This is a genomic window from Microbispora sp. GKU 823 (assembly GCF_002027145.1).
In the GTDB taxonomy this organism is placed as follows: domain Bacteria; phylum Actinomycetota; class Actinomycetes; order Streptosporangiales; family Streptosporangiaceae; genus Microbispora; species Microbispora siamensis.
In genome coordinates, this window is record NZ_MWJN01000007.1 from 1 (window position 1) to 22,739 (window position 22,739).

General features: G+C 72.6%; 19 protein-coding genes and 2 pseudogenes. 12 read left to right on the forward strand and 9 right to left on the reverse strand.

The window, feature by feature from the left end:
• Positions 1 to 1,029: copper resistance D family protein (locus B1L11_RS05685; RefSeq protein ID WP_256862265.1), on the forward strand; the 1,029-nt coding region annotated here is incomplete at its 5' end.
• A gap of 153 nt (positions 1,030 to 1,182) precedes the next feature.
• On the opposite strand, the gene B1L11_RS05690 is transcribed toward B1L11_RS05685, so the two are convergent.
• Complete coding sequence (locus B1L11_RS05690) at positions 1,183 to 2,466, reverse strand: hypothetical protein (RefSeq protein ID WP_179154991.1); 1,284 nt, start codon at positions 2,464 to 2,466, stop codon at positions 1,183 to 1,185.
• A 164-nt stretch (positions 2,467 to 2,630) separates the two neighbouring features.
• On the opposite strand from B1L11_RS05690, the gene B1L11_RS05695 reads away from it, so the two are divergent.
• The 4 genes and pseudogenes from B1L11_RS05695 to B1L11_RS54545 all read left to right on the forward strand — a co-directional run bounded on the left by B1L11_RS05695 (position 2,631) and on the right by B1L11_RS54545 (position 7,456).
• On the forward strand, positions 2,631 to 5,291 hold the full coding sequence (locus B1L11_RS05695) for a CocE/NonD family hydrolase (protein ID WP_079313508.1): 2,661 nt from the start codon (positions 2,631 to 2,633) through the stop codon (positions 5,289 to 5,291).
• Positions 5,288 to 6,238: an ABC transporter permease gene (locus B1L11_RS05700; protein ID WP_079313509.1), complete on the forward strand. Its 951-nt coding sequence runs from the start codon at positions 5,288 to 5,290 to the stop codon at positions 6,236 to 6,238. The genes B1L11_RS05695 and B1L11_RS05700 overlap by 4 nt, the downstream gene beginning before the upstream one ends.
• A gap of 504 nt (positions 6,239 to 6,742) precedes the next feature.
• A pseudogene (locus B1L11_RS54540) lies at positions 6,743 to 6,970 on the forward strand (histidine kinase dimerization/phospho-acceptor domain-containing protein); the annotation flags it as partial.
• A 3-nt stretch (positions 6,971 to 6,973) separates the two neighbouring features.
• Positions 6,974 to 7,456: a sensor histidine kinase gene (locus tag B1L11_RS54545; protein WP_372974649.1), complete on the forward strand. Its 483-nt coding sequence runs from the start codon at positions 6,974 to 6,976 to the stop codon at positions 7,454 to 7,456.
• Between the two features lie 71 nt (positions 7,457 to 7,527).
• On the opposite strand, the gene B1L11_RS05710 is transcribed toward B1L11_RS54545, so the two are convergent.
• Entirely contained in the window at positions 7,528 to 9,378 is a 1,851-nt protein-coding gene (locus B1L11_RS05710) for a GAF domain-containing sensor histidine kinase (RefSeq protein ID WP_079313511.1), read from the reverse strand.
• 112 nt (positions 9,379 to 9,490) lie between these two features.
• On the opposite strand from B1L11_RS05710, the gene B1L11_RS05715 reads away from it, so the two are divergent.
• Positions 9,491 to 10,150 (forward strand): response regulator transcription factor, encoded by a 660-nt coding sequence (locus B1L11_RS05715; RefSeq protein ID WP_079313512.1) that lies wholly within the window; start codon positions 9,491 to 9,493, stop codon positions 10,148 to 10,150.
• A 30-nt stretch (positions 10,151 to 10,180) separates the two neighbouring features.
• On the opposite strand, the gene B1L11_RS05720 is transcribed toward B1L11_RS05715, so the two are convergent.
• Positions 10,181 to 10,552, reverse strand: coding sequence for a LytTR family DNA-binding domain-containing protein (locus tag B1L11_RS05720; protein WP_079313513.1), 372 nt, complete (start codon positions 10,550 to 10,552; stop codon positions 10,181 to 10,183).
• Positions 10,553 to 10,732: 180 nt separating this feature from the next.
• On the opposite strand from B1L11_RS05720, the gene B1L11_RS05725 reads away from it, so the two are divergent.
• A complete protein-coding gene (locus tag B1L11_RS05725) occupies positions 10,733 to 10,927 on the forward strand; it encodes a DUF5999 family protein (protein WP_079313607.1) in 195 nt (64 codons plus the stop codon).
• Positions 10,911 to 11,429 carry an ATP-binding protein gene (locus B1L11_RS05730; protein ID WP_079313514.1) on the forward strand — a complete coding sequence of 173 codons (519 nt, stop codon included), beginning with the start codon at positions 10,911 to 10,913 and terminating at the stop codon, positions 11,427 to 11,429. The genes B1L11_RS05725 and B1L11_RS05730 overlap by 17 nt, the downstream gene beginning before the upstream one ends.
• Here the strand turns inward: B1L11_RS05730 and B1L11_RS46490 are convergent.
• A complete protein-coding gene (locus B1L11_RS46490; protein ID WP_167530435.1) occupies positions 11,426 to 11,593 on the reverse strand; it encodes a hypothetical protein in 168 nt (55 codons plus the stop codon). The genes B1L11_RS05730 and B1L11_RS46490 overlap by 4 nt on opposite strands.
• A 226-nt stretch (positions 11,594 to 11,819) precedes the next feature.
• On the opposite strand from B1L11_RS46490, the gene B1L11_RS05735 reads away from it, so the two are divergent.
• Positions 11,820 to 13,928 carry an AAA family ATPase gene (locus B1L11_RS05735; RefSeq protein WP_079313515.1) on the forward strand — a complete coding sequence of 703 codons (2,109 nt, stop codon included), beginning with the start codon at positions 11,820 to 11,822 and terminating at the stop codon, positions 13,926 to 13,928.
• 22 nt (positions 13,929 to 13,950) lie between these two features.
• On the opposite strand, the gene B1L11_RS05740 is transcribed toward B1L11_RS05735, so the two are convergent.
• Both B1L11_RS05740 and B1L11_RS05745 read right to left on the reverse strand, forming a co-directional pair.
• Positions 13,951 to 14,844 (reverse strand): 4-epi-cubebol synthase, encoded by an 894-nt coding sequence (locus tag B1L11_RS05740; RefSeq protein WP_079313516.1) that lies wholly within the window; start codon positions 14,842 to 14,844, stop codon positions 13,951 to 13,953.
• A gap of 191 nt (positions 14,845 to 15,035) precedes the next feature.
• A pseudogene (locus B1L11_RS05745) lies at positions 15,036 to 15,427 on the reverse strand (ankyrin repeat domain-containing protein).
• Between the two features lie 103 nt (positions 15,428 to 15,530).
• On the opposite strand from B1L11_RS05745, the gene B1L11_RS05750 reads away from it, so the two are divergent.
• Positions 15,531 to 16,436, forward strand: a complete 906-nt coding sequence (locus B1L11_RS05750; protein WP_143736993.1) for a proteasome assembly chaperone family protein — start codon at positions 15,531 to 15,533, stop codon at positions 16,434 to 16,436.
• Between the two features lie 52 nt (positions 16,437 to 16,488).
• Positions 16,489 to 17,577, forward strand: a complete 1,089-nt coding sequence (locus tag B1L11_RS05755) for a Gfo/Idh/MocA family oxidoreductase (RefSeq protein ID WP_079313518.1) — start codon at positions 16,489 to 16,491, stop codon at positions 17,575 to 17,577.
• A 6-nt stretch (positions 17,578 to 17,583) separates the two neighbouring features.
• On the opposite strand, the gene B1L11_RS05760 is transcribed toward B1L11_RS05755, so the two are convergent.
• The gene (locus tag B1L11_RS05760) at positions 17,584 to 18,204 is read right to left on the reverse strand and encodes a TetR family transcriptional regulator (protein ID WP_079313519.1); all 621 of its coding nucleotides are present in this window, start codon (positions 18,202 to 18,204) and stop codon (positions 17,584 to 17,586) included.
• A gap of 101 nt (positions 18,205 to 18,305) precedes the next feature.
• Between B1L11_RS05760 and B1L11_RS05765 the strand changes: the two genes are divergently transcribed.
• Complete coding sequence (locus tag B1L11_RS05765; protein WP_079313520.1) at positions 18,306 to 19,118, forward strand: SDR family oxidoreductase; 813 nt, start codon at positions 18,306 to 18,308, stop codon at positions 19,116 to 19,118.
• Positions 19,119 to 19,143: 25 nt separating this feature from the next.
• On the opposite strand, the gene B1L11_RS05770 is transcribed toward B1L11_RS05765, so the two are convergent.
• Together B1L11_RS05770 and B1L11_RS05775 are read right to left on the reverse strand one after the other, a co-directional pair.
• The gene (locus B1L11_RS05770) at positions 19,144 to 19,941 is read right to left on the reverse strand and encodes a tyrosine-protein phosphatase (protein ID WP_079313521.1); all 798 of its coding nucleotides are present in this window, start codon (positions 19,939 to 19,941) and stop codon (positions 19,144 to 19,146) included.
• Between the two features lie 89 nt (positions 19,942 to 20,030).
• A complete protein-coding gene (locus B1L11_RS05775) occupies positions 20,031 to 22,592 on the reverse strand; it encodes a tetratricopeptide repeat protein (protein WP_079313522.1) in 2,562 nt (853 codons plus the stop codon).
• Positions 22,593 to 22,739: the final 147 nt, after the last annotated feature.

Genomic DNA, 22,739 nt, shown 5'->3' on the forward strand with positions numbered 1-22,739 from the left:
CCGCACGTCACGACGGGCCGGTCCGGCCCCGGCACCGAGCACGCCCGCGCCCGCGTCCCGGCGGCCGGGCTGACCGCGGGCGCCCTGCTCGCGGTCGTGATCGCGACCTGGCTCACGCTGCCGGGAGCCGTGCCCGGGCTTCCCATGCCGGGCACGGTCGTGGAGTACGGACTGCCGGTCGTCCGGCTCGTGCTCGACCTGGCCGCCACCGCGACCATCGGTCTCAGCCTGCTTCCCAAGCTCCTCGGCTTCGACGACCCGGACAGGACCGAGCCGGTCGCCGCCAGGGCCCGGCACTGGGCCGTGCTGTTCTCGCTGGTCTGGTGCGCGGCGGCACTGGTGTCGGCCGTCCTCAGTGCCGCCGAGGTCACCCCGGGCGCGTTCCCCGACGTGGCGGCGTACGTCGACGGCATCGGCGCGGGGCAGGGCATGATCGTGAGCGCCTCGTGCGCGCTGGCCAGCGCCGCCGTGGGAATGCTCGCGGTGCGGTTCGGCGAGAAGGTGCCGGCCGAGCTGCGGGTGCTCGTCGCCGGGTTCGGGCTGCTGCCGCTCCCGGTCACCGGTCACGCCTCGAACTGGTACTGGCACGACCTCAGCATGGTCTCGATGGAGCTGCACGTCATCGGGGCCTGCGCCTGGGTGGGCGGCCTGGTCGCGCTCGCCGTCCTGCTGCCGCGCCACCGCGACCTGCTCGCCCGCACGCTGCCCCGGTTCTCCCGGCTGGCGACGTACGCGCTGGTCGTCGTGGGGCTGTCCGGGCTCTTCAACGGCCTGGTGGAGCTTCTGCTCACGCCCGCCGAGAGCTTCCCGGCGTCGCTGGTCACGACGGGCTACGGCCGGCTCGTGGTCGCCAAGGCGGTGTTCACCGCGGTGATCGCACTGCTGGGGGGCAACATCCGCTGGCGGCTGCTGCCGGCGGTCACGCGCCAGGCCCCGGCCGCGTTCGCCGCCTGGGCGGCCCTGGAACTCACCGTGATGGGCCTCGCGTACGGCGTCGCGGTCGCGCTGACCAAGACGCCGGTCGCCTGACCCACGGCCCCCGGACCCCGGCTCGCCCGACCCACGGCCCTGCCCGGCTCGCCCGACCCACGGCTCTGCCGGCTCGCCCCCAAGACGCCGAGAGCCGCCCCCGGAGAGGGAGCGGCTCGGAAAAGGCGCGTTGCGTGAGCGCGGGCGGGGCCCTCAGGCCGTCGGCTCGGACACGGCGGCGGGCGCGGGCGTCGCCTCGGACGCCGCCTCCGGCCCGGCGCCGGGCGCGGCATCGCGCGACGGGCCCGGCTCCGCCGTGGTCTCACTCTCCGCGGCCCGCGCCTCCCCGGCGATCCTGTCCTCCGCGGCGGCGGCCGTCAGCCCCTTGCGGCCGGTGAACCACTCCACCGCGTACCACACGACGGCCAGCGCGGCGAGCGCCACCGGCCAGGCCTCCGGCGCGTACGGCGGCGCTTCGAGCACCCGGTCCTGCGCCAGCAGCCCTCCGTACACCCCGGCGGTGGCGAGCACCGCGCCCACGAGCGGCCGCAGGTACTTGATCGGCACCAGGAAGGCCAGGTCGACGCCGAGGCCCGCGAGCAGGAAGAAGAACGGGATCGTCGACGGCGGGAACCCGCCGCCCACGAGCAGCGGCCAGATCAGGCACCGGTAGGCCACGTACGCCCCGGCGATCGCGGTGGCCGTGTAACGGCGGCCGACCATGACGCGGGCGAAGACCAGGATCGCGACGCCCACGACCCCCGCGTACACGGCATAGACGACGTCGGGGATCGGCAGCGAGAACTTGAGCACCATGGCCCGGTCCACGGCCCGCCCCATCTGGTTGGCCGCGAATTCGAGCAGCGTCGGCTCGGCGTACGGCTGCCCCCGGTCCCAGGAGGCCAGCTCCAGCACGCCGTACTCCTGCTGCAGCTGGGGGAAGTGCGCGTTCTCCAGGAAGAACGCGAACAGGCCGCCCAGCACCAGCGCACGCCGGCCGCGGGTGATCTCGGCGTAGCGGCCCGAGCCGACATACCAGCCGCGGATCGCTCCGGCGAGCATCAGCGCGGTGCCGATGTACAGCAGCGCGTGGGAGGGGCTCCACGCGGTGATGTCGAGCCCGTTGACCCGGTGGTTGATCAGGTCGAGCGGGATCGCGATGAGGAAGACGCCGGTGCCCCACACGATCAGGCGGGAGGACGTGCGGTCCACCCCGTAGCCGGTGTACCAGTGCACGATGGTCAGCGCCACGGCGATCACCGTGCCGACCGTGTTGAGCAGGTGCGGCGGGGCCAGGTCGTCGCGCAGCCACTTGAAGTGCCACGACACGTCCCAGCTCGACCCGAGCACCTTGAGGGCGAACGCCGCGAGCCAGCCCAGGTAGAGCACCCGGAAGAGGTCCTGCGGCGTCTGCCTGCCAGCCTCCCCCCGGGTCCAGTACGGAAGAGCCCACTCGATCACGCGAGCGGGGATCTGCTTGAGCGGCGTTCCATTCACGCGCGAAATGATGCCGTTCCCTATGGTGAGGCGCAATCAGGGTTTACCCCGATGCATCATCACGATTCGTGTGCGGAACGGGTCCGCGCACGCCGTCGCGGCGGTTGTCCACAGGCGCGGCGGCTCCTCAGCGGTCTCTCAGCAGAGACAAGTAGCATCGCGACATGACGTTTCCGGGTGGGCGGCGTGCCCTCGCGATCGTGGTCACGCTGGTCATCCTGATGACCGGAGGCGTGACGTGGGCCCTGTGGCCCTCCGGCCCCGTGGTGAAGGGGCACGACCTGGTCATCCCCGTCGTGGACGGACCGGCGGACGACCAGCACGTGGATCTCGACGCCACCTTCTATCCCCCGGCCTCCGGCGGCAGAGCCCCGGCCGTGCTGCTCGCCCACGGCTTCGGCGGCAGCAAGGAGAGCATGCGCGAGCAGGCGGGACGGCTCGCGGAGCAGGGCTACGCCGTGCTGACCTGGTCGGCCCGCGGGTTCGGCCGCTCGACCGGGCAGATCGCGCTCAACTCCCCCGACTACGAGGTCAAGGACGTGCGGGGGCTGATCGACTGGCTGGCCGAACGGCCCGAAGTGCGTCTCGACGCCCCCGGCGACCCGCGGGTCGGCATCGCCGGCGGCTCGTACGGCGGGGCGATCGCGCTGATGGCCGCGGCCTACGACAGCCGGGTCGACGCGATCGTCCCCCAGATCACCTGGTACGACCTCGCCGACGCGCTCTTCCCCGACGCCTCGGGCAAGGGCCCGCTCAACGGCGTCTTCAAGAAGATGTGGGCCGGCATCTTCTTCAGCGCCGCCGCCGACCGGCTGGCCCCGGACGGCGGTCTCGGCGCGGGTGGTCTCGCCGGCCTCACCGGCGCCGCCGCGGGCTCCGGCGGGAACGCGTCCGGGGGCCGGGAGACCGGCCAGGGACGCGGTCAGGGGTCCGGAGGGCAGTCAGGGCGGACGCCCGGGAGCGAGCAGGTCCAGTGCGGGCGGTTCCTGCCGCAGATCTGCGACATGTACCAGAAGGTGGCCGAGACCGGCAGGGCCACCGCGGAGGCCGTCGATCTCCTGCGGCGGTCGAGCCCGATCTCGGTGCCCGGCCGGATCAAGGTGCCGACGCTGCTGGTCCAGGGCCAGCGCGACTCGCTGTTCCCGCTCTCGCACGCCGACGCCAACGCCCGGGCCATCGCCGCCACAGGCGCTCCGGTCGAGGTCGTCTGGTTCAACGGCGGCCACGACGGCGGCGACGGCGAGGCGGACTGGCTGTCCGACCGTACGACCGGCTGGTTCGACCGCTATCTGAAAGGAACCGCTTCCTCCGGCGTCGACGACTCGGCCGCCTTCACCGTGACCAGGGACGGCGGCCGGGACCCGGGCACGCGCCGCCCGGTGCTCCTGCACGCGACCGCGGGCCGCTACCCGGGCCTGCCGGGCGTGCGGCGGACCACCGTCGCCCTCCGGGGCTCCCAGCAGCCGGTCGCCAACCCGGCGGGCGGATCGCCGTCGTCGATCTCGGCGGTCCCCGGCCTCGGCGGGCTGCTCGGCGGAAACGGCGGCGGCGCGTCGCTCGCGCTGGACATGCCCGGCCAGGCCGCCGCCTTCGAGTCCGCCCCACTGTCCGCGCCCGCACAGGTCACCGGCAGCCCCACCGTCACGATCAGGGTGTACGGCACGGGTGAGGCCACGTTGTTCGCCAAGCTCTACGACGTCTCCGGAGGGTCGCCTCCGGTGCTCCCGTCGAGCCTGGTCTCGCCCCTGCGGGTCACCGCGAGCGAGGCGGGCACGCCGGTCACGGTGACGCTTCCGGCCATCGACAGGCGCTTCGACGCCGGGCACAGGATGCGGGTGGTCGTGTCGACCACCGACCTGGGCTACGCGACGCCCGCCGCCCCCGCCGTCTATCGGATCGCGCTGGACTCCCCCACGCTGGAACTGCCCGGGGACGCGGCGCTGCGCACGCCCGCCACCGGCCCGGCCTGGTGGACGTGGGCCATGCCGCTCGCCGCGATCGTGGTCGCGACCGCGCTCCTGCTGATCGGCAGGGCCAGACGCGGCACGGAGGGGGGCGACGGCGCGGCGGTGGACGCCGAGTCGGCCGAGGTGCCCTTGGTGATCAGCGGGCTGGGCAAGCGCTACCGGAACGGCGAGAAGGCGGTCGACGGCCTGTCGTTCCGCGTCGAGAAGGGCCAGGTGCTCGGTCTGCTCGGGCCGAACGGTGCGGGCAAGACCACCACGATGCGCATGCTCATGGGTCTCATCCACCCGGACGAGGGCGAGATCAGGATCTTCGGCACCCGCGTGCGGCCGGGGGCTCCGGTGTTGTCGCGGCTTGGGTCGTTCGTCGAGGGGCCGGGATTCCTGCCGCACCTGTCCGGCCGGGCCAACCTGGAGCTGTACTGGCAGGCGACGGGACGACCGCCGCAGGACGCCCACATGGAGGAGGCGCTGGAGATCGCCGGGCTCGGCGCCGCCCTCGAACGCGCGGTGCGCACCTATTCGCAGGGCATGCGCCAGCGCCTGGCCATCGCGCAGGCCATGCTCGGCCTCCCCGACCTGCTCGTGCTGGACGAGCCGACCAACGGCCTCGACCCGCCGCAGATCGCCGAGATGCGCCGGGTGCTCAAGGCGTACGCCGAGCGGGGGCGCACCGTCATCGTCTCCAGCCACCTGCTCGCCGAGGTCGAGCAGACCTGCACCCACGTGGTCGTCATGCACCGCGGGCGGCTGGTGTCGGCCGGGCCTGTCGGCGACCTGCTCGGCACCGCGCCGGCCGCCAACGGCGCCGGCCCCCGCCTGGAGGACGTGTTCCTCGACCTGATCGGAGAGCGACGATGAGCCCGGCGAAGCGACCGGCCCCGGATCCGGCCGGACACGTCCCCGCCGGCGGGCGGGCCACTCCGGTCACCCAGGACGGGCCGGACACGCGCGGAGGTGGCGCGGGAGGCCGGGCCCCCGGCTACGCTCCGGGACGCACGCTGCCGCTGCGGGTGGAGTTCGTGCGGCAGTTGCGGCGGCGCCGCACCATGGCGATGTTCGGCGTGCTGCTCGCCCTCCCGTGGGTGCTCGTGGTGGCGTTCCAGTTCGGGCCGGCCGGACGGGGCCAGGGCAGCCTGCGCCTGTCGGACCTGGCCACGGCGGGCGGCCTCAACTTCGCGGCGTTCGCCCTGTCGGTGTCGGCCAACTTCCTGCTGGTCGTCGCCGTGGCGCTGTTCTGCGGTGACACGGTGGCGAGCGAGGCGAGCTGGTCGTCGCTGCGCTACCTGCTGGCCGCGCCCGTTCCCCGCGACCGGCTGCTGCGCCAGAAGCTGGTGGTGGCGCTGGCGTACTCGGCCGCCGCGGTGACCGTGCTTCCGCTGATGGCCCTGCTCGCCGGCACGCTGGCCTTCGGGTGGAACGACATCACCGTGCCGGGGACCGGTGAGGTGATCCCCGCCGCCGACGTGCTGCCCAAGTTCGCCGTCGTCATCGGCTACGCCCTGGTCAGCCAGCTGGTGGTCGCCGCGGTCGCCTTCCTGCTGTCGGTCGGCACCGACTCCCCGCTCGGTGCGGTCGGCGGCGCGGTCGGCCTGGTGATCGTCAGCAGCATCCTGCAGGCGGTCGAGGCGCTGGGCTCGCTGCGCGAGTTCCTGCCCACCTTCTGGAACGCCGCGTGGCTCGACGCGCTCGCGCCCGAGCCCGACTACAGCGGCATGGTGAAGGGCGTGGCGGTCTCCGTGACCTATTCGGTGGTTCTCGTCGCCCTGGCCTTCCGCCGCTTCCGGCGCCGGGACGTCGTCTCCTGACAGCACCCGCGCCGTCCCCGCACATTCCAGCTAGCCGGAAGGTCCGGGGACGGCTGGCGGTGGGGCCGGAATGGAGGCTGCCAGCGAAGACGAGCCCCCCTCGGCGGAGACATTGTGGTATCGGACCGATCAGGACATCCGGGTCGGCGCCCCTCACGCCCGGCCGAGCCCTGATCGATCACGGCGTCCGGCCCGCTGGACGCACGACACCGCTGCTGAACACGCGACCGTAGCCGGAGGTGACCGGGTGCCGATGACCTACCTGAGACCAGTGGCGCCCGGCTTGTGCCGAGCGCCCTCACCGTGGCCGCTCGCGCCACCCGCCGGGCCCCGCCACACGCCGCCTCCCCCTGCAGGCGGGGCTGCAGGGGCCGCGACACCGACGGCAGCATTGCGATGAGCGTCATGTGCCACTACGACCCCGCCCCCACCGGCGACCCGGAAACCCGCGTCCTCACCCCTGCCGGCGAGGACGAGACCGCCCCGCCGGTGCACGCCGAGAGGATGCCGGAACGGCTCGCCGACGCCGGAAGACGCCCGGACCGGAAGGCCGAGCGCCGGCGCCGGTTCCTGGTCGACGCCTCCCACGAACTGCTCACCCCGCTCGCCGGGCTGCGGGCACAGTTGGAGGAGGCCCGGCTGCACCCCGCCGAGACGGACCTCGCCGAGCTCGTCGACTGCTCGCTGAGAGACGTGGACCGCCTGCAGGCGGTCGTCTCCGACCTGCTGCTGCTCCTGAAGGCGGGGACCGAGCCGCCCCACGAGAGAAGAGCGGCCGACCTGGCCGAGCTGGTGCGGACGGAGGTCTCCAGCCGGGCGCACCGGTCGCCGGTGATGCTCCGCCTCATTCCCGGCGTGGCGGTCCACGCCGTCGAGCACGAGATCCACCGCCTGCTGGGCAATCTCCTGGACAACGCCCAGCGGCACGCCAGGAGCAGGGTGCTGGTGGAGGTCCGGCAGGAAGGCGCCCACGCGGAGCTCGCCGTCTCCGACGACGGCGGCGGCATCGCCGAAGCCGACCGGGAAAGGGTGTTCGAGCCGTTCACCCGGCTGGAGAAGTCTCGCGGCCGGGGCGGCTCGGGCCTGGGCCTGACCATCGCGCGGGAGATCGTGCGGGCGCACGGCGGGACCATCGGTGTGGAGGACGCGGCGGAAGGCGGCGCCCGCTTCGTCGTGCGCCTGCCGCTCGCCGATCCCCCGCCCGGCCGGGGGGCGTGACCGCCCCGTCAGCCGTTGCCGACCGGCATGGCCCCCCGTCGGCTCCTCCGCCCCGGGAGGTGGCCGCTCCGTCAGCGGCCGCCGATGGGGATCACGGCGGTGAGCGTCGTGCCATGGCCGATCGGACTGGTGACCTCGATCGCACCGCCGAGCGCCTGGACGCGGTCGATGAGACCGATCAGCCCGGAACCTTTGCCCGGGTCCGCGCCTCCTTTCCCGTTGTCACGGATCCAGACCCTCGCCGCGTCGCCCGTCGCCTCGACCTCGACGCACACCATCGAGGCCTGCGCGTGCTTGGCCACGTTCGTCAGGCACTCGGAGACGATGTAGTAGACCGCCACCTCGACCCGCTCCGGCAGACGCCCGTCGACCCGCACCTGGAGGTCGACGGGAACGGCCGAGCGGCGCGCGAGCATCTTCAGGGCCGGCCCGAGGCCGCCCTTGGAGAGGATCGCCGGGTGGATGCCGCGCGACAGCTCCCGCAGATCCTCCAGCACCAGCGTCAGCCCCTCGGCCGTGTGGGACAGCTGTTCCTTGAGTTTGGGCAGATCCGGTGGCACGGCGGTCTCCGCCATGCGCAACTGCAGCCCCAGGGAGACGAGGCGCTGCTGGGCCCCGTCGTGCAGGTCGCGTTCGATCCGGTGCCGGGTCTCATCCGAGGCGGCAACCACACGGGCCCGCGAGGCGGCGAGCTCGTCGCGGGCCTCGGCGTTGGAGATCGCGGTGGCGATCAGCTCGGTGAAGTCCCGCATGCGTTCCTCGACGTCGTCCGGCTGCGGCTCGGGAGCGCGGAAGAACGCGATCATCACGCCCCACAGGCGGGCCTCGACGACGATGGGACTGGCGACCGCGGAGACGATCTGCTGATCGCCGGCCCACCCGTCCAGTTCCCCTGCCGCGCCCTCCTTCGCCGTCATCCTGCCCGGCTGTCCCGTTCGCAGGACGAGGGCGGACAGGCCGCTCTCCTTGAGCGGGCGGCGCGAGCCCACCGGCGGCGGGGCCCCGCGGTCCGACCCGCTCCACGAGCCCACCAGGACGACCGTACGGTCGGGCTCGTAGCGTTCGATCGCGGTGTGGTCCGCGTTCACGATCAGGCCCATCTCGCGGGCGACCGCGCCGAAGATCTCCGTGGGCGGGACCCCGCGCGCGACCAGGGTGGCGACGCGTCGCAGGGCGGCCTGCTCCTTGGCGATCCTGGCCAGCTCGTCCCGGCTCGCCGCCAGGGCGGTGCTGATGGCCTCGCGGTCGCGCGCCGCCACCAGCAGCGTTTCCAGCGAGGGCACCACGCGCTCCCGCAGGCGACGCATCATGGTCGCCGGCAGGCCTGCGGGCACGACGAGCGTGCCGATCCCGGCACCGTCGTCGGTCAGCGGCAGCGTGATGTGGCGCGGATCGTCTCCGACCGGCCCGAGCTCGACGGCCAGGAACGGCAGGCCGAGGCCCTGTGCCAGGCGCCGGGCCACGACCGGCAGCGCCGCGCGCAGATGTTCGGCGCGCAGGAGGAGACGGGCCGTCCTGGCGTCGAGATCGGCTTCGCGGCGGCGTTCCTCCGCCTCGACGACCAGGGACCGCATCAGCGCGGCGGCCGCGCTCACCAGCAACCCGACGACCAGGAAGACCAGCATCGGCATCCACGACCAGCCGCTGAAGACAGTGACGGTATGGACGGGGGCCAACAGGAAAAAATCGTAGACGAAGCCACTCGCCACCGCGGTCAGCGTGCCGAGCCCCATGCCCCAGAGGTACGCGACCACGAGAACGCCGACCAGATAAACTACGTCCAGGGCGTTGCTGGGCGCCACCTGCGCCAGCGCAAGGGCTATGAACGTCTCGGCTGCCACGCATGCGGCGCCCGTCAGGATGCCCCACAGGAGAGGCGGGCGGCTCGCGCGTAGCAGCAACGACAGCAATCGCGCGCGCACAAGGCCACACTACTCTCGCCCGACGGATAGAGGACAGGCGAAAGCCCAGGTCAACACCGTCGCCCGCCACGCCTGACCGGCACGCCCGGCACGCGAAGAAGGCGGCAGAGCAGTGGACGAGACTCCGACGCGAGTGGTGCTGGCGGACGACGACGTCCTGCTGCGGGAGGGGCTGGCGAGCCTGCTGGAGCGATCGGGATTCGAGGTCGCCGGCCAGGCGGGCAACGCGGCCGAGCTGCTCGCCCTGGTGCGGGAACTCCGTCCGGATCTGGCCGTCGTCGACATCCGGATGCCTCCGGGGCACGCGACGGAGGGCGTCGAGGCGGCCAAGGTCATCCGCGCGGAGTTCCCCGAGGTGGGCATCCTGCTGCTGTCGGCGCACGTCGAGGTCGAGCAGGCGATGGAGCTGCTCGCCACCGGCCACCGGGTCGGCTACCTGCTCAAGAGCCGGGTGACCGCGGTGTCCGACTTCGTCGAGACGCTCCAGCGCATCGTCCACGGCGGCTCGGTCGTCGACCCCAGCCTCGTGGCCGAGCTGTTCAACGCCCGCCGCCGGCATGATCCACTGGAGGAGCTCACCCAGCGCGAGCGCGAGGTGCTCTCCCTCATGGCGGAGGGCCGGTCGAACGCGGGGATCGCGCACAAACTCTGGATCACCGAGGGCACGGTCGAAAAGCACGTGCGCAGCATCATGTCGAGGCTGCGGCTGCCGGAGACGGAGGACGACCACCGCCGCGTGCTCGCGGTGCTCGCGTTCCTCGACGCCCGCTGAGGCCGTACCGGTGTCGCCGGTCCGGCACGTTCAGGCGTCCGCGCCCCGGAGGATCTCGTCGATGGCCCGGCCCGACAGGCGCGGCTTCGACAGGAAGGCGAGGGCCGGGCTGGTCGCGATCATCTCGGCGAAGTCCTGCTCGTCGTACGTCGAGATCAGGATGACGCGCGGCGGACGGTCTCCCGCCTCCTCGTAGAGCCGCAGGGCCAGGTCGAAGCCGTTCTCCTCGCCCAGATCGATGTCGACCAGCACGAGATCCGGCCGCAGCTCCTGGATGGACCGGAGCGTCTCGGCCGTGGTGGACACCGTGCCGACGACAGCGATGCCGTCCGCCTCCAGCAACAGGCGGGCGGCCTCCTTGAAGTGATCGCTGTCGTCGACGATGAGACACCTGAGGGGCACATCTCACAGAGTGGCATCGGAACGCGTCCGCGTCATTGCAGCTAGCCGCCATCTCGCGATGCCCGTGGGCACACCCGTCGGATGGGGGCTGCCAGCGCAGACGGCGGGGCCTTCCAGAGGCCATCGTAGGGAGTGTCAGCGAACGACCGCGCCGTCTGCCGAAGGATCGAGGTGAACCTCATGTGCCCGCACACCCCGCCGTGTCCGCCCGCGTACGCCCCCGATCACGACGCCGCCCGTCTCGTGGCCTTCCACCCCGAGCAGGGGTGGGGACTGCTCTGCAACGGTGTCGTGGTCTTCGAGGACACCGGCGAACTGCTGCCCGACGGCCGCAGCCTTCTCCCCCACCGGGCCTGCTATGCCCAGGCCGCGTGAGTCCATGGGCACGGTCATGCTGGTCCCCATGGCTCGGCGGCCGGACGACGCCTACCCGTGGGAGCGGCTCCCGGCGGACGACGCGGCCGACGGGGTGACGCACGCGCACCGGGCCTCCTGGGTCCTCCCCGCCGTCCCGTCGTCCACGAGCCGGGCACGCCGGCTCGTCCGCGCCGCGCTGCGGGACTGGGCGGGCAGCGCGGCGGGCGAGGTGCCCGAGGTGGCCGAGCTGCTCGTCAGCGAGCTGGTCGCCAACGTCCTGCGGCACGGGCGGGGGGAGCCGGTCCTCACGCTCCTGCTGCGGGACGGTGTCCTGCGGTGCGAGGTCGAGGACGAGGCCCGCGTCCCGTTGCGGGCCCGCGACAGGTCACCGGACGACGACGAGGGCGGCCGGGGGCTGCTGATCGTCGAGTCCCTGTCCCGCTCCTGGGGCGTGCACCCGACGAGCAGGGGGAAGGCCGTCTGGTTCGAACTGGCCGTGCCTGAGGAGTGTCCGGCCTAGTCCCAGTGAGGCGGGCGTTCCTCCAGCAGGCGTGAGACGTCGGAGTCGGAGCGCCAATCGCCCCACCCGAGGTCGGTGTCGTCGCTCGTCTGGTCAGGCAGCACCGGCAGCCCCTCGTCGAAGAGGTCCACCGGACGCATGTCATCCGGATGCTGCACACTCACGCGGCCAATGCTACTGGCTCCGCCCGGAGCCGCGAAGCCGTGAGAGCCGTGCGGCCGGACACAGCGCCGAAGGCCCGGCGGCGCGCTGGGGCTCCTTCCCTCGAGGGGAGATCATCCCCCCTCATCGCCGGGCAAACGTCACGCCCGTACCACCGGACAGCCAACCGCACGCAAAGGTACGATGCGGGAGCAGGGAGCACGCCGGACGAACCCCCCGTGAGGCGGCATGGCAACGCCAGCAGGATGGCGGCAAGAGGGCAACCTGCCCGTGGAGCTGACCAGCTTCGTCGGGCGGACGCGATTGCTCGCGTCGCTGAGACAGAAGCTGCAGGAGTACCGGCTGATCACCGTGACGGGCATCGGCGGGGTGGGCAAGTCACGCACCGCGCTGCGTGTCGCGCACCAGGTGCGGCGGCAGTTCAGGGACGGCGTCTGGTACGTCGACCTGGCCCGGCTGCAGGACCCGGCGATGGTCTACCACACGATCACGTCCGCGCTCGGCATCGCCGACCAGTCGCCGCGTGAGGGGTCCGACACCCTCACCGAATGGCTGGCCGACCGCGAGCTCCTGCTCATCCTGGACACCTGCGAGCACCTCGTCGACGCGTGCGCCCAGCTCACGCAGGAACTGCTCAACACGGCGCCGCACCTGCGCATCCTGGCGACGAGCCGGCGGTCGCTGAACGCGCCGGGCGAGTACACCGCCGCCGTGCCTCCGCTGTCGGTGCCCGGCGACAGCCCCTCGGAGAACCCGTTCACCAACGAGGCCGTCGAGCTGTTCGGCGCGCGGGCCTCCGCCGTCGTGCCCGACTTCGTGGTCGACGAGGACAACATCACGGCCGTCGCCGAGCTGTGCCGCCGCCTCGACGGGATCCCGCTGGCCATCGAACTGGCCGCCGTACGCCTGCGCACGCTGTCGGTCGAGCAGATCCTCGCGCTGCTGGCCGACCGGTTCAGCCTGCTCGCCGGAGCCAGCCGTACGGCGCTGCCGCGGCACCAGACGCTGCGCGCGGCGATCGGGTGGAGCCACGAGCTGTGCGAACCGGCCGAACGGCTGCTGTGGGCGCGGCTGTCGGTGTTCGCCGGCGACTTCGAGCTCGATGCGGCCCGGCACGTCTGCGCCGGCGACGCCCTGCCCTCCGACCGGATCCTCGATGTGATCGGCGGCCTGGTCGACAAGTCGGTCCTGCTGAGCTTCCCCACCCCGGCCGGCCAGCGCTACCGGCTGATCGACACGCTGCGGCAGTACGGCGGCGAGTGGCTGGACAAGCTCGGCGAGACGCAGGACCTGCGCCGCCGCCACCGCGACTACTACCTCCAGCTCGCCGAGCGCAGCGAACACTCGTGGTCGGGACCGCGCCAGGTGCACTGGTACACGCGGATGCGCCAGGAGCACGACAACATCCGCGTCGCGCTCGACTACTGCCTGTCCACCCCGGGCGAGGAGCGCGTCGGCCTGGAGCTGCTGTCGGCCCTGTGGTTCCTGTGGGTCGCCTGCGGCTTCGCCCGTGAGGGCGTGATCTACCTGGAGCGCGCGCTCCAGGCCAGCCCCTCGCCCAGCAAGGAACGCTGCAAGGCCCTGTGGGTGCTCGCCTACATCCGCAGCGCCCAGGGCGACATGGCGGGCGCGCTCGCCGCGGCCGAGCAGTGCAGCACCGACGCGGTGCGCGTGGGCGACTCGGGCGCGGTGCTGCTCGCGACCAAGATGCAGGGCACCGCGGCCATGCTGCAGGGCGACGCGAAGAAGGCCACCGCGCTGCTCGGCGTCGCGATCGAGTTCCACCGCGGCGGCCGGGAGCTGAACCCGGGCCTACTGCCCGCGATCGTCGAGCTGTCCATGGTGCTGCTCGCGCAGGGCGAGTTCGAGGAGGCGGAGACGCTGCTGGTCGACTGCCTGCAGGTCTGCCAGGAGCGCGGCGAGCTGTGGCTGCGCTCCTACTCCTGGTACGTCTCCTCACTCGTCCACCGGGCGACCGGCCGGCGCGACGAGGCGCTGGTGGCGTGCAAGGAGGCGCTGCGCATCAAGCGGCACTTCCACGACGTGCTCGGGATCGTGCTGTGCGTGGACAACCTCGCGACGCTGAACCTGGAGGCCGGCGAGCCGGAACGGACGGCGACCCTTCTCGGGGCGGCCCAGGCCAACTGGCGGACCTTCGGGCTGCCCCAGTTCGGGTCGCCGTTCTTCACGACGGAGCACGAGCAGTGCGTCAAGGAGTGCAAGAAGCTGATCGGCGACGCCGCCTACGACGAGGCGTACGCCGCCGGGGCCCGGTTCAGCCTGGGCGACCTCGTCGAGTACGCGCTGGACGACGTCGACGACTTCCACCTGGACTGACCGGGCCGCCGGCCGCGGGTGATCACTGCCAGGCGCCGACGTACCGGGAGCTGGTCAGCGAGTAGTCCACGCTGCCGCTGATCCAGTACTTCAGGCCGTTCACGTACGCGTCGACGGCGGGCGAGCCGAGCGCCTCGGTGGCGGGGCTGAGCGCCGCCATCGCGGCGACCGCCTCGTCGCGCATCGCGCCGATCCGGTCCATCGCCTCCTGGACCGTGCAGCCGGTGTGCCCGACCAGCACGCTGACGAGGTTGTTGCGGATGTTCGCCTCACTCCGCTCCTTGGCGTACGAGATGAGGTCGTTGTCCCAGACGACCACGTCGTTGGCGTGCTCGGTCATCTCGTGCACCACCGGATGGCGCCACTCGTCCATAGTGAGGGGGACCTCCGCGGCCACGTCGATCAGCGCGAAGACGGTGAGCATCGCGCCGGTCCTGCGGCGCATGAAGATGTAGTCGTCGATCGTGGGAACGACGTCGTCCTCCCGGTTGGCGGCCTCCCAGACCTGGGCGAACAGGTAGTCCTTGGTCGTGGCGCGCCACCGGTCGAGCTGGTCGGCGGTGCCGTGCTTCCTGATCCGCGTCTTGATGTCGAGGAGCGCGCGGGCGAAGACGTTCTCGACCGGTTCGTCCCCCTCGTTGTCCTCGACCACGCTGTAGAGCTGGGGCAGGGCCCGGGCGATCTCGGCCGCCCGCCGGTCCGACTCGCAGTAGGCGTCGTCGAACGCGAACAGCCACACGCACCAGTCCGTGACGAGCTGGCACAGCTCCCGGGGGGCGTACGGGTAGGTCCGGGCGCCGAGCCATCCGTAGCGAGCGAGCCGGAAACGCTCGAACTGGTCGTCGTCGGCGATCATGCCGGAGGCGGCCAGCCAGGCCAGCGTGTCCCGGTTCACCTCGTCGACGTGCGGGTTCACCGCACTCGGGAAGGGGCAGGTGAGGGAGGGAAGGCGGAGGGGGCGCCCACTGAGGGAATCCGCTTTCGCAGTAGCCATCCGACAAGCATGGTCCTGCCGGACAAAGGGCGCCAGCCTTGCCATAATTACGGACACACTGGTCAGCCGGAACGGCCCAGTCGGATCAGCTCAGCCGGAACGGCTCAATCGGATCAGCCCTCCATGAGCGCGACGATCTCGTCGTCCCCGAACATGCGGGCGGTGTCGACGGCCGACGGCGTCCCGGCGTAGCGATCGGCTCCCAGCTCCAGCAGCACCCGCACGACCTCGGGCTCCTTCTTGAACACCGCGCCGGCGAGCGGGGTCTGCCCGCGGTCGTTGGCGAGGTCGGGGTCCGCGCCCCGCTCGCCCAGGGCGCGCACCGTCGCGCGTGCCCGTGGTAGGCCGCCAGCATGAGCAGGGTGTCGCCCTTCTGGTTGCGCAGGTTGACGGGCACGCCCGCGTCGACGTACGCGCACAGCGCCTCGGTCCGCCCCGACCTCGCGAGGTCGAACAGCCTGGTGGCGAACTCCTCCAGCTCAGGGTCCGGCTCCATGTTCCCCATAGTCCAACGGTAAGGTCGCCGCGACCGCCCCGGAATCGAGCGGAATCGACCGGGGGTCCCGTAGGTTCAGTAGGTAAAGACTTCGTGAGAAAGGCTGGGACACGTGTCCGACCCCACGGATCTCTATCGGCTCGACGGGGACCTGCCCGAGCTGACCGATCCGGTGCTGCTCTACCACTTCGAGGGGTTCGTCGACGCCGGCGCCGCCGGGCGGCTGGCCCTGGGGCACCTCCTCGCCGAACTGGAGCACCGGGTCATCGCGACCTTCGACGTGGACCGGCTGCTCGACTACCGGTCCCGCCGCCCGGTGATGACCTTCGACACCGATCACTGGAGCGACTACGACACTCCTGAGCTGGCCGTCTACCTGACCAAGGACGTCACCGGCACGCCGTTCCTCATCATGAGCGGCCCGGAGCCCGACCGGGAGTGGGAGCTGTTCACCGAGGCCGTCGGCATGCTGGTGACCCGGCTCAACATCGGCAGGCTGGTGACCGTCCACGGCATCCCGATGGGCGTCCCGCACACCCGGCCGCTCGGCATGACGGCCCACGCCACGCGCCCCGACCTCGTCCAGGGGCAGACCAGCCCCTTCGGCAAGGTCCGCGTGCCCGGGAGCCTCGCCGCGCTCATCGAGTTCCGGCTCGGGGCGAAGGGCCACGACGCGCTCGGCTACGCGATCCACGTGCCCCACTACCTCGCCCAGGCGGAGTACCCGCAGGCCGCCGTGACGGCGCTGGAGGCCGTCACCCGCGGCACCGGGCTGGTCTTCCCCATGGACACCCTGAGGGACGCGGCCGACAAGACCACCATCGAGATCGAGGAGCAGATCGCGGCGTCCGAGGAACTGGCCGGCGCGATCCGCGGCCTGGAGCAGCAGTACGACGCGTTCCAGTCGGGCGCCGAACGGGAGAGCCTGCTGGCCGAGGAGGCGCAGATGCCTACGGGTGACGAACTCGCCGCCCAGTTCGAGGCGTTCCTCGCCGAACGGGACGACCGCGACACCTGAGCCGCCGCGAAGCCGCCGCCCCCGACCCACCCGAAGGACCCCTCATCCCCTCATGCAGCCCTCAGATCTCCCCGAAATCCGCGTCGGATTGGCAGGTTTCGGTCCGGCCGGATCCTTCTTCCACGCGCCGCTGATCGCCGCCACGCCGGGACTGCGCCTCGCCGCCGTCGTCACCCGCGACCCCGCCAAGGCCGAGCGTGTCCGCGCCGGTCACCCCGGCGCGGACGTCGTTCCCGCCGTGGACGATCTGTGGGACCGCTGCGATCTCGTGGTGATCGCGACGCCGAACCGCACCCACGTGCCCCTGGCGACCGAGGCGCTCAAGGCCGGGCTTCCCGTGGTCGTCGACAAGCCGCTGGCCGGCGCCGCCGCGGAGGCCCGCGACCTCGTACGGCTCGCGCGCGACCGCGGGCTGATGCTGACGGTCTTCCAGAACAGGCGCTGGGACGGCGATTTCCTGACGCTGCGCGGGCTGCTGCCCGAACTGGGCGAGGTCCACCGGTTCGAGTCGCGGTTCGAGCGCTGGCGGCCGGTGCCCAAGGGCGGCTGGCGCGAGTCGGGCGGCCCGGAGGAGGTCGGCGGCACCCTCTACGACCTCGGCAGCCACCTGGTGGACCAGGCCCTGCGGTTGTTCGGCCCGGTCGCCCACGTGTACGCGGAGACCGACGTCAGGCGGGCCGGGGTCCGCAACGACGACGACGCGTTCGTCGCGCTGACGCACCGGAACGGGACCCGCTCGCACCTGTGGATGAGCGCGGTGGCCGCGAATCTCGGCCCGAGGTTCCGGGTGCTCGGCTCCCGCGCGTCGTACGTGAAGTGGGGGCTGGACCCCCAGGAGGAGCGCCTACGCGCGGGCGAGCGCCCGGACGCCGCCGACTTCGGCCGGGGTGGGGGCACCGGCTGGGGCGCCGAGCCCGCAGAACGCTGGGGCACGTTCGGGGCCGAGGGCGAGACCCGCCCGGTCGCCACCGAGCCCGGGGCGTACCAGCGGTTCTACGAGGGCGTCGTGGCCTGCCTGCGGGACGGCGCGCCGCCCCCGGTCCAGCCGGGCGACGCCGTCGAGACCATCGCCGTCCTGGAGGCCGCCGCCCTCTCGGCCGCCCGCGGCCAGGTGGTCGCCCTCCCCGATCGGGCGGAATAGCGTCCGCTACCTCGGGGCCCGCGCCGCAGGGGCGTCCGGGGCGGTGGCGAGCCTGCGGGCGACTTCGATCACCGTCTCGCGGCGGCGGGCCCAGGCGGCCTGCTCGGTCTCCTCGTCCAGGACGAGGCGGCACATCCGGGGCACCGCGAAGTTCCAGGAGATCAGTCCCATGACGGTGAACAGCAGATCCTGGCAGGCGCGGACCCGCGCGTCCTCGGGAAGGTGGCCGGCCGCGCCCGCGTCCACGAGTTGATCGACCTTCTCGCGGAAAGCGTCACGCCGCTCCCGCTCGCTCTCGCCGGGTTCGTCGCACGCCTCCAGCGCCTCCCACAGCAGCAGCCTGATCAGCTCCGGGTGATCCCGGTACCAGTCGAACATCTGCCCGACCGACTCGGCCACCGCGTCGGGATCGATGGAGACGGAGTCGCGGACCTCCTCCAGCTTCGCCCGCAGGACGGCGGCGAACAGCTTCTCCTTGCTGCCGTAATACAGGTAGATGGCCTGCTTGTTGGCCCTGGCGGCCGTCGCGATGCGGTCCACCCTGGCCCCCGCCAGGCCGTGCTCGGCGAACTCTGCCGCGGCGGCGTCGAAGATCCGCCGTCTGGTGTCCTCCGCGTCGTAGGCCATGAAGAAATTAAACCATCCGGTTGACTCCTTCCCACCCAGGCGGCAGTATCGAGGCCAGCAATAAAACAACCAGATGGTTTATTTCACCGAAAGGCTCTCCGATGAGCACCGAGACACCGAGCACTGCGACACCCATCCCCGTCCGCTCGCCGCTGCCGAGCGTCCTCTCCGGCACGACCGCCGTCCTCATCGGCGGAAGCTCGGGCATCGGGCTGGCGGCGGGCGTCCTGCTGCGTTCGGTCGGCGCCCGCGTCGTGCTGGTCGGCCGCGATCCCGAACGGCTGAAGGCCGCCGTCTCCCGCGTGCGCGGTGCGGGCGCGGCCGAGGATCCCGACGACGCCGTGCTGGGCGTTGCCGGAGACGGCGGAGACGAACAGACCCTCGCCGAGGCCTTCGACCGGGCCGGTCACGTCGACCACGTGTACGTCACCGCCGGCGGCATCACCGGCGCCGGCCCCCTGACCGGGCTGTCGGCCGACGACATCCGCACGAGCCTCGGCTCCGGCCCCCTCCAGACGGTCTTCGCCGCCGCCCGCGCGGCGGCGGCCCACCTTCCCGCGGGAGGCTCGCTCACGTTCAGCTCGGGGATCCTCGTGGTCCGCCCCTACCCCGGGATGACCGTCCCGCTGTCGGCCGCCGGGGCCGTGGAGACCCTCACCAGGGCCCTCGCCGTGGAGCTCGCCCCCGCACGGGTGCGCGTGAACACCGTACGCTACGGCCGGATCGACACCCCGCTCCTGCGCTCACTGCCGGGGCTGGACTCCGACGAGGCGATCGCCGCCGCCGGAACGTCCGCTCCCCTCGGCCGCTTCGGCACCGCCGAGGAGGCCGCCGCCACGGCTGTCTTCCTCATGGCCAACAACTACGTCACCGGCCAGGTCATCACCGTCGACGGCGGCGAAACCCTCGCCTGACCCCGCTTCCGGCGGCAGCCGGAGGTCAGTCGCGCAGCCGGCCGCGTAGGGCCTCGGTGTCGGCGTCGGTCCAGCCGTGGGTGCGCAGCCAGCCGAGGGGGCCGCCGAACCGGTCGTCCAGCGTCGACAGGAACTGGTCCATGTACTCGGGCCGCGGCAGGTGGCTGTCGGCCGGCTTCGAGTCGAGGTCCTCCCGGTAGGTGCGGCTGGCGCGCAGCCGGGCGAGGATGCCCTCCAGCCGTTCGCCGGTGGCGACGTAGTCCTCGATGATCGCCTCCCGGGTGGCGCCCGCGACGGCGAGCGCCAGGGCGCAGACCACTCCGGTGCGGTCCTTGCCCGCCGCGCAGTGCACCACGGCCATGCCGTCGTCACGGGCGAGCACCCGCAGGGCGGCCACCACCGAGTCGGGCCGGTCGCGCAGATATCCGTAGTAGTAGCCGGTCACGCGGAGTTCGGCCAGGTCCTCCTCGTCCCGCTCGCCCTGCCACGGCAGGGCCCTGTCGTCGATGGTGTCGGCCTCGACGTCGGTGAGGTGGCCGCCCTCCGCGAACAGGCTGTGGTGGTGGATGGCGACCTCCGGGAGGAGGGTCAGCGGGCCCGGCCCCTCCAGGCGTACCTCGGTCTCCGACCGCAGGTCGACCACGTGCCGCAGCTTGAGGTCGCCCACGAGCAGTGCCACGTCACCCTCGGTCAGGCCCTGCAGGTTGTCGGCCCGCAGGATCCGGCCGGACACCGTGGTCCCGCCGTCCGCGGTGGGCAGGCCACCCAGGTCCCGTACGTTCGCCGCGCCTTCCAGAACGATCCAACGCTCGTATGCATTCATCAAGCCGAGCCTATCCGTCCCTCTATGACGGAAGAATGAGTGCAGAGTGAAGATCTGTACCCGGCGTCACATCGATCCCGCTACCTGCCTCAAGGTCCCTTTCGGGTGACGCGGTCGAGCAGGGCCCGGGCGCGCGAGGCACCCGCCTCGTTGCCGAGGCTGTGGTAGATCTCCAGGGCCTCGGCGACGGGCTCGTGCGCCTCGTCCCTGCGGCCCGCCGCGAGCAGCACCTCGCCGAGCGTGCGAAGCCCCCGGGCCTGCCACCAGCGATCGCCCAGCTCCGCGAACTCGCGTACGGCCTCGCGCAGCGCCGCGACCGCCTCCTCCGTGCGGCCCAGCCTGGCCAGCGCCGCACCCTCCGACGACCGGGTCCTGGCCACACCCCAGGAGTCCCCGAGCTTCTCGAGCGTCTCCTTCGCCAGGCGCACCCCGGCGTACTCGCGCAGCCCGGCCTGCGGGTCGCCGATCTCGCCCGCGGCGCGCAGGCAGCGGGCCTCCTCCCACTCCTCCCCCCGTTCGTGGAACGCCCGGATGGCGAAGCGCAGGGCGTTGCCCGCCAGGACAAACCTGCGCTCCGCCGCCGAGCCGTCCCCGGCCTTGAGCAGCTCGCGCGCCTCCGCGGCCAGCACCTCTCCGAGCACCCGCTGGGTCTGGGCCTCCGAATAGCGGTTGCCCCCGCTCTCGAACACCGCGAGGGAGTCCTCCAGGAGCCGCCTCGCCTCGGCCAGCCTGCCCTGGGCCAGGCGCAGCTCGGCCAGGTTGCGCTGGGTGCGGGCCTGCCACCAGCGGTCGTCCTCGGCCTTGAACGCGCTGATCGCGCCGGTGAGATACCCCTGCCCGTGGTCGAGGTTGCCCTCGCCGAACAGCGTCATCCCGACCGTCCGCATGGCCCGCGCCGCCCACCACGACTCCCCCAGGCCGGTGAAGATCTCCAGCGCCCGCTCGGCGTCCGCCCTCGCCTCGGCCGATCGTCCGCTGCCGCCCACGACCGCCGCCCGTTCCATCAGCGCGATCCCCACGGCCCTGGGGTCGCCGGTGCGCTCGGCGGCCTCGCAGACGAGGTCGGCGACCTCCCGCCAGTCGGACCAGTACGCGCGCAGCGAGTGGCACAGCGAGCAGAAGGCGCGCCCGGTCGCCCAGGCGAGGTCCCACAGCTCCTGCGACCTGGCCATGTGGACGGCGGACAGCAGGGCGAGCCGCTCGGCGGTGAACCAGGCGGCAGAGGAGATCTCGCCGCTGTCGCCTCCGGTGCGTACGCCGCGCCGCCGCCAGTCCTGCGGCCAGCGCTCGGTGGCGGCGCTCTCGGCCCGGCGGCGATAGCCGTACAGGACCCGCTCGATGGCGGCGCGGCGGCGCTCCTCGGGCTCGTCCCGTACGGCGACCTCGCGGGCGAACAGCCGGACCAGGTCGTGCAGCCGGTAGCGCATGCTGCCGGTGACGTCGCGGCCCGAGCACTCGGCGAGCTGCGCGTCCACCAGCGCCTCCAGCTGGTCGGCGCCGTCGAGCTCCGAGGCGCCCAGCAGGTCGCCCGCCACCCACGCCTGCACGTCGGGCGCGGGCAGCAGGCCGAGCAGGCGCAGCAACCGGCGCTGGATGCCGGTGCAGTCGTCGTAGCTGAGCTGCAGCGAGGCCCGCACGCTGCGGTCGATCTGCGTGCCGACCTCCAGCTGGCCGAGCCTGCGCCGCTCGTCGGCGAGCCGGTCGGCCAGTTCCCGCAGGGACCACCGCTCCCTGGTCGCCAGGCGTCCGCCGCAGATGCTGATGGCCAGCGGCAGCCGATCGCACAGCCGCACGATCGCGAGGGCGGAGTCGAGGTCGGCGGCGACGCGCTCGTCTCCGGCGAGCCGGGCGAGCAGCTCGACCCCCTGCGCCTCGGTGAAGACGGCGAGCTGCCGGTCGTAGCGGTTGCGCAGGAACAGCGGCTGCCGGGAGGTGACGATCACGGCGCAGCCCGGCTCCGGCGGGATGAGGTCCCTGACCTGCTCACCGCTCTGCGCGTTGTCGAGGAATATCAGGACGCGCAGGTCCTTGGTCCACGTCCACCAGAGCTTCTGCAGCTCGACCAGGCCGCCGGGGTCGGTGGTCAGCCGGACGCCGAGGGCCCGCAGGAACGCGGCGAGCACCTCCTCGGGCCGCACCGCGCCGTCCGCGCCCCGCAGGTCGAAGTAGAGCTGGCCGTCGGGGAACTCGTCGATGACCTCGTGGGCGAACCGCGTGGCCAGCGCCGACTTGCCGACGCCGGCCCGCCCGTAGAGCGACACGACCAGAGGGGCGTCCCGGTCGCCCGAGGAAGGACGGTCTCGCAGGGCGAACTGCTCGTGCAGCTCCGCGAGCACCTCACGCCGCCCGGTGAAGTGCGCGATGACCGGCGGCAGCTCGGCGGGCGGGGGCGTCCCCTTCGCCGCCCGCGGGCCGGACGCCGGCGACTGCGGCGCGAGCGTGGCCCAGGTCAGGGCGCCGACGAGCGCCGCCGCCACCACGGTGATCACCACCCGGGCGGGCACCGGCAGCGTCCATATGTCAAGGGAGGTGCCGAGCGCGCTCGCCACGGCCGCCGCCACACCCGCGAGGGCGGGCGCGGCCAGCGAACCACGCCGGCGAGCGGGCGGCCGTACGCCCGGGACGTCGTCGTCGCGCGTGGACGGAAGCATCCGTCAGGTCCTCCAGGACGTCGGACGGCTCGGAGAACGGGCAAGGCTACAGTCGGGATTCAACCAGAATGTGGGCGACCGTTACGCCTGACGGTCAACTTCTCACCCGGTGTTCGCCAAACAGCCGTAATGTATGGCGTCGCGGAC

What these genes read in the sequence shown, in the direction of transcription:
- B1L11_RS05695 (WP_079313508.1), top strand. Translation starts at nt 2,631, where the DNA reads ATGACGTTTCCGGGTGGGCGGCGTGCCCTCGCGATCGTGGTCACGCTG.
- B1L11_RS05700 (WP_079313509.1), top strand. Translation starts at nt 5,288, where the DNA reads ATGAGCCCGGCGAAGCGACCGGCCCCGGATCCGGCCGGACACGTCCCC.
- B1L11_RS05725 (WP_079313607.1), top strand. Translation starts at nt 10,733, where the DNA reads ATGTGCCCGCACACCCCGCCGTGTCCGCCCGCGTACGCCCCCGATCAC.
- B1L11_RS05730 (WP_079313514.1), top strand. Translation starts at nt 10,911, where the DNA reads ATGCCCAGGCCGCGTGAGTCCATGGGCACGGTCATGCTGGTCCCCATG.
- B1L11_RS05735 (WP_079313515.1), top strand. Translation starts at nt 11,820, where the DNA reads ATGGCAACGCCAGCAGGATGGCGGCAAGAGGGCAACCTGCCCGTGGAG.
- B1L11_RS05755 (WP_079313518.1), top strand. Translation starts at nt 16,489, where the DNA reads ATGCAGCCCTCAGATCTCCCCGAAATCCGCGTCGGATTGGCAGGTTTC.
- B1L11_RS05760 (WP_079313519.1), bottom strand. Translation starts at nt 18,204, where the DNA reads ATGGCCTACGACGCGGAGGACACCAGACGGCGGATCTTCGACGCCGCC.
- B1L11_RS05765 (WP_079313520.1), top strand. Translation starts at nt 18,306, where the DNA reads ATGAGCACCGAGACACCGAGCACTGCGACACCCATCCCCGTCCGCTCG.
- B1L11_RS05770 (WP_079313521.1), bottom strand. Translation starts at nt 19,941, where the DNA reads ATGAATGCATACGAGCGTTGGATCGTTCTGGAAGGCGCGGCGAACGTA.
- B1L11_RS05775 (WP_079313522.1), bottom strand. Translation starts at nt 22,592, where the DNA reads ATGCTTCCGTCCACGCGCGACGACGACGTCCCGGGCGTACGGCCGCCC.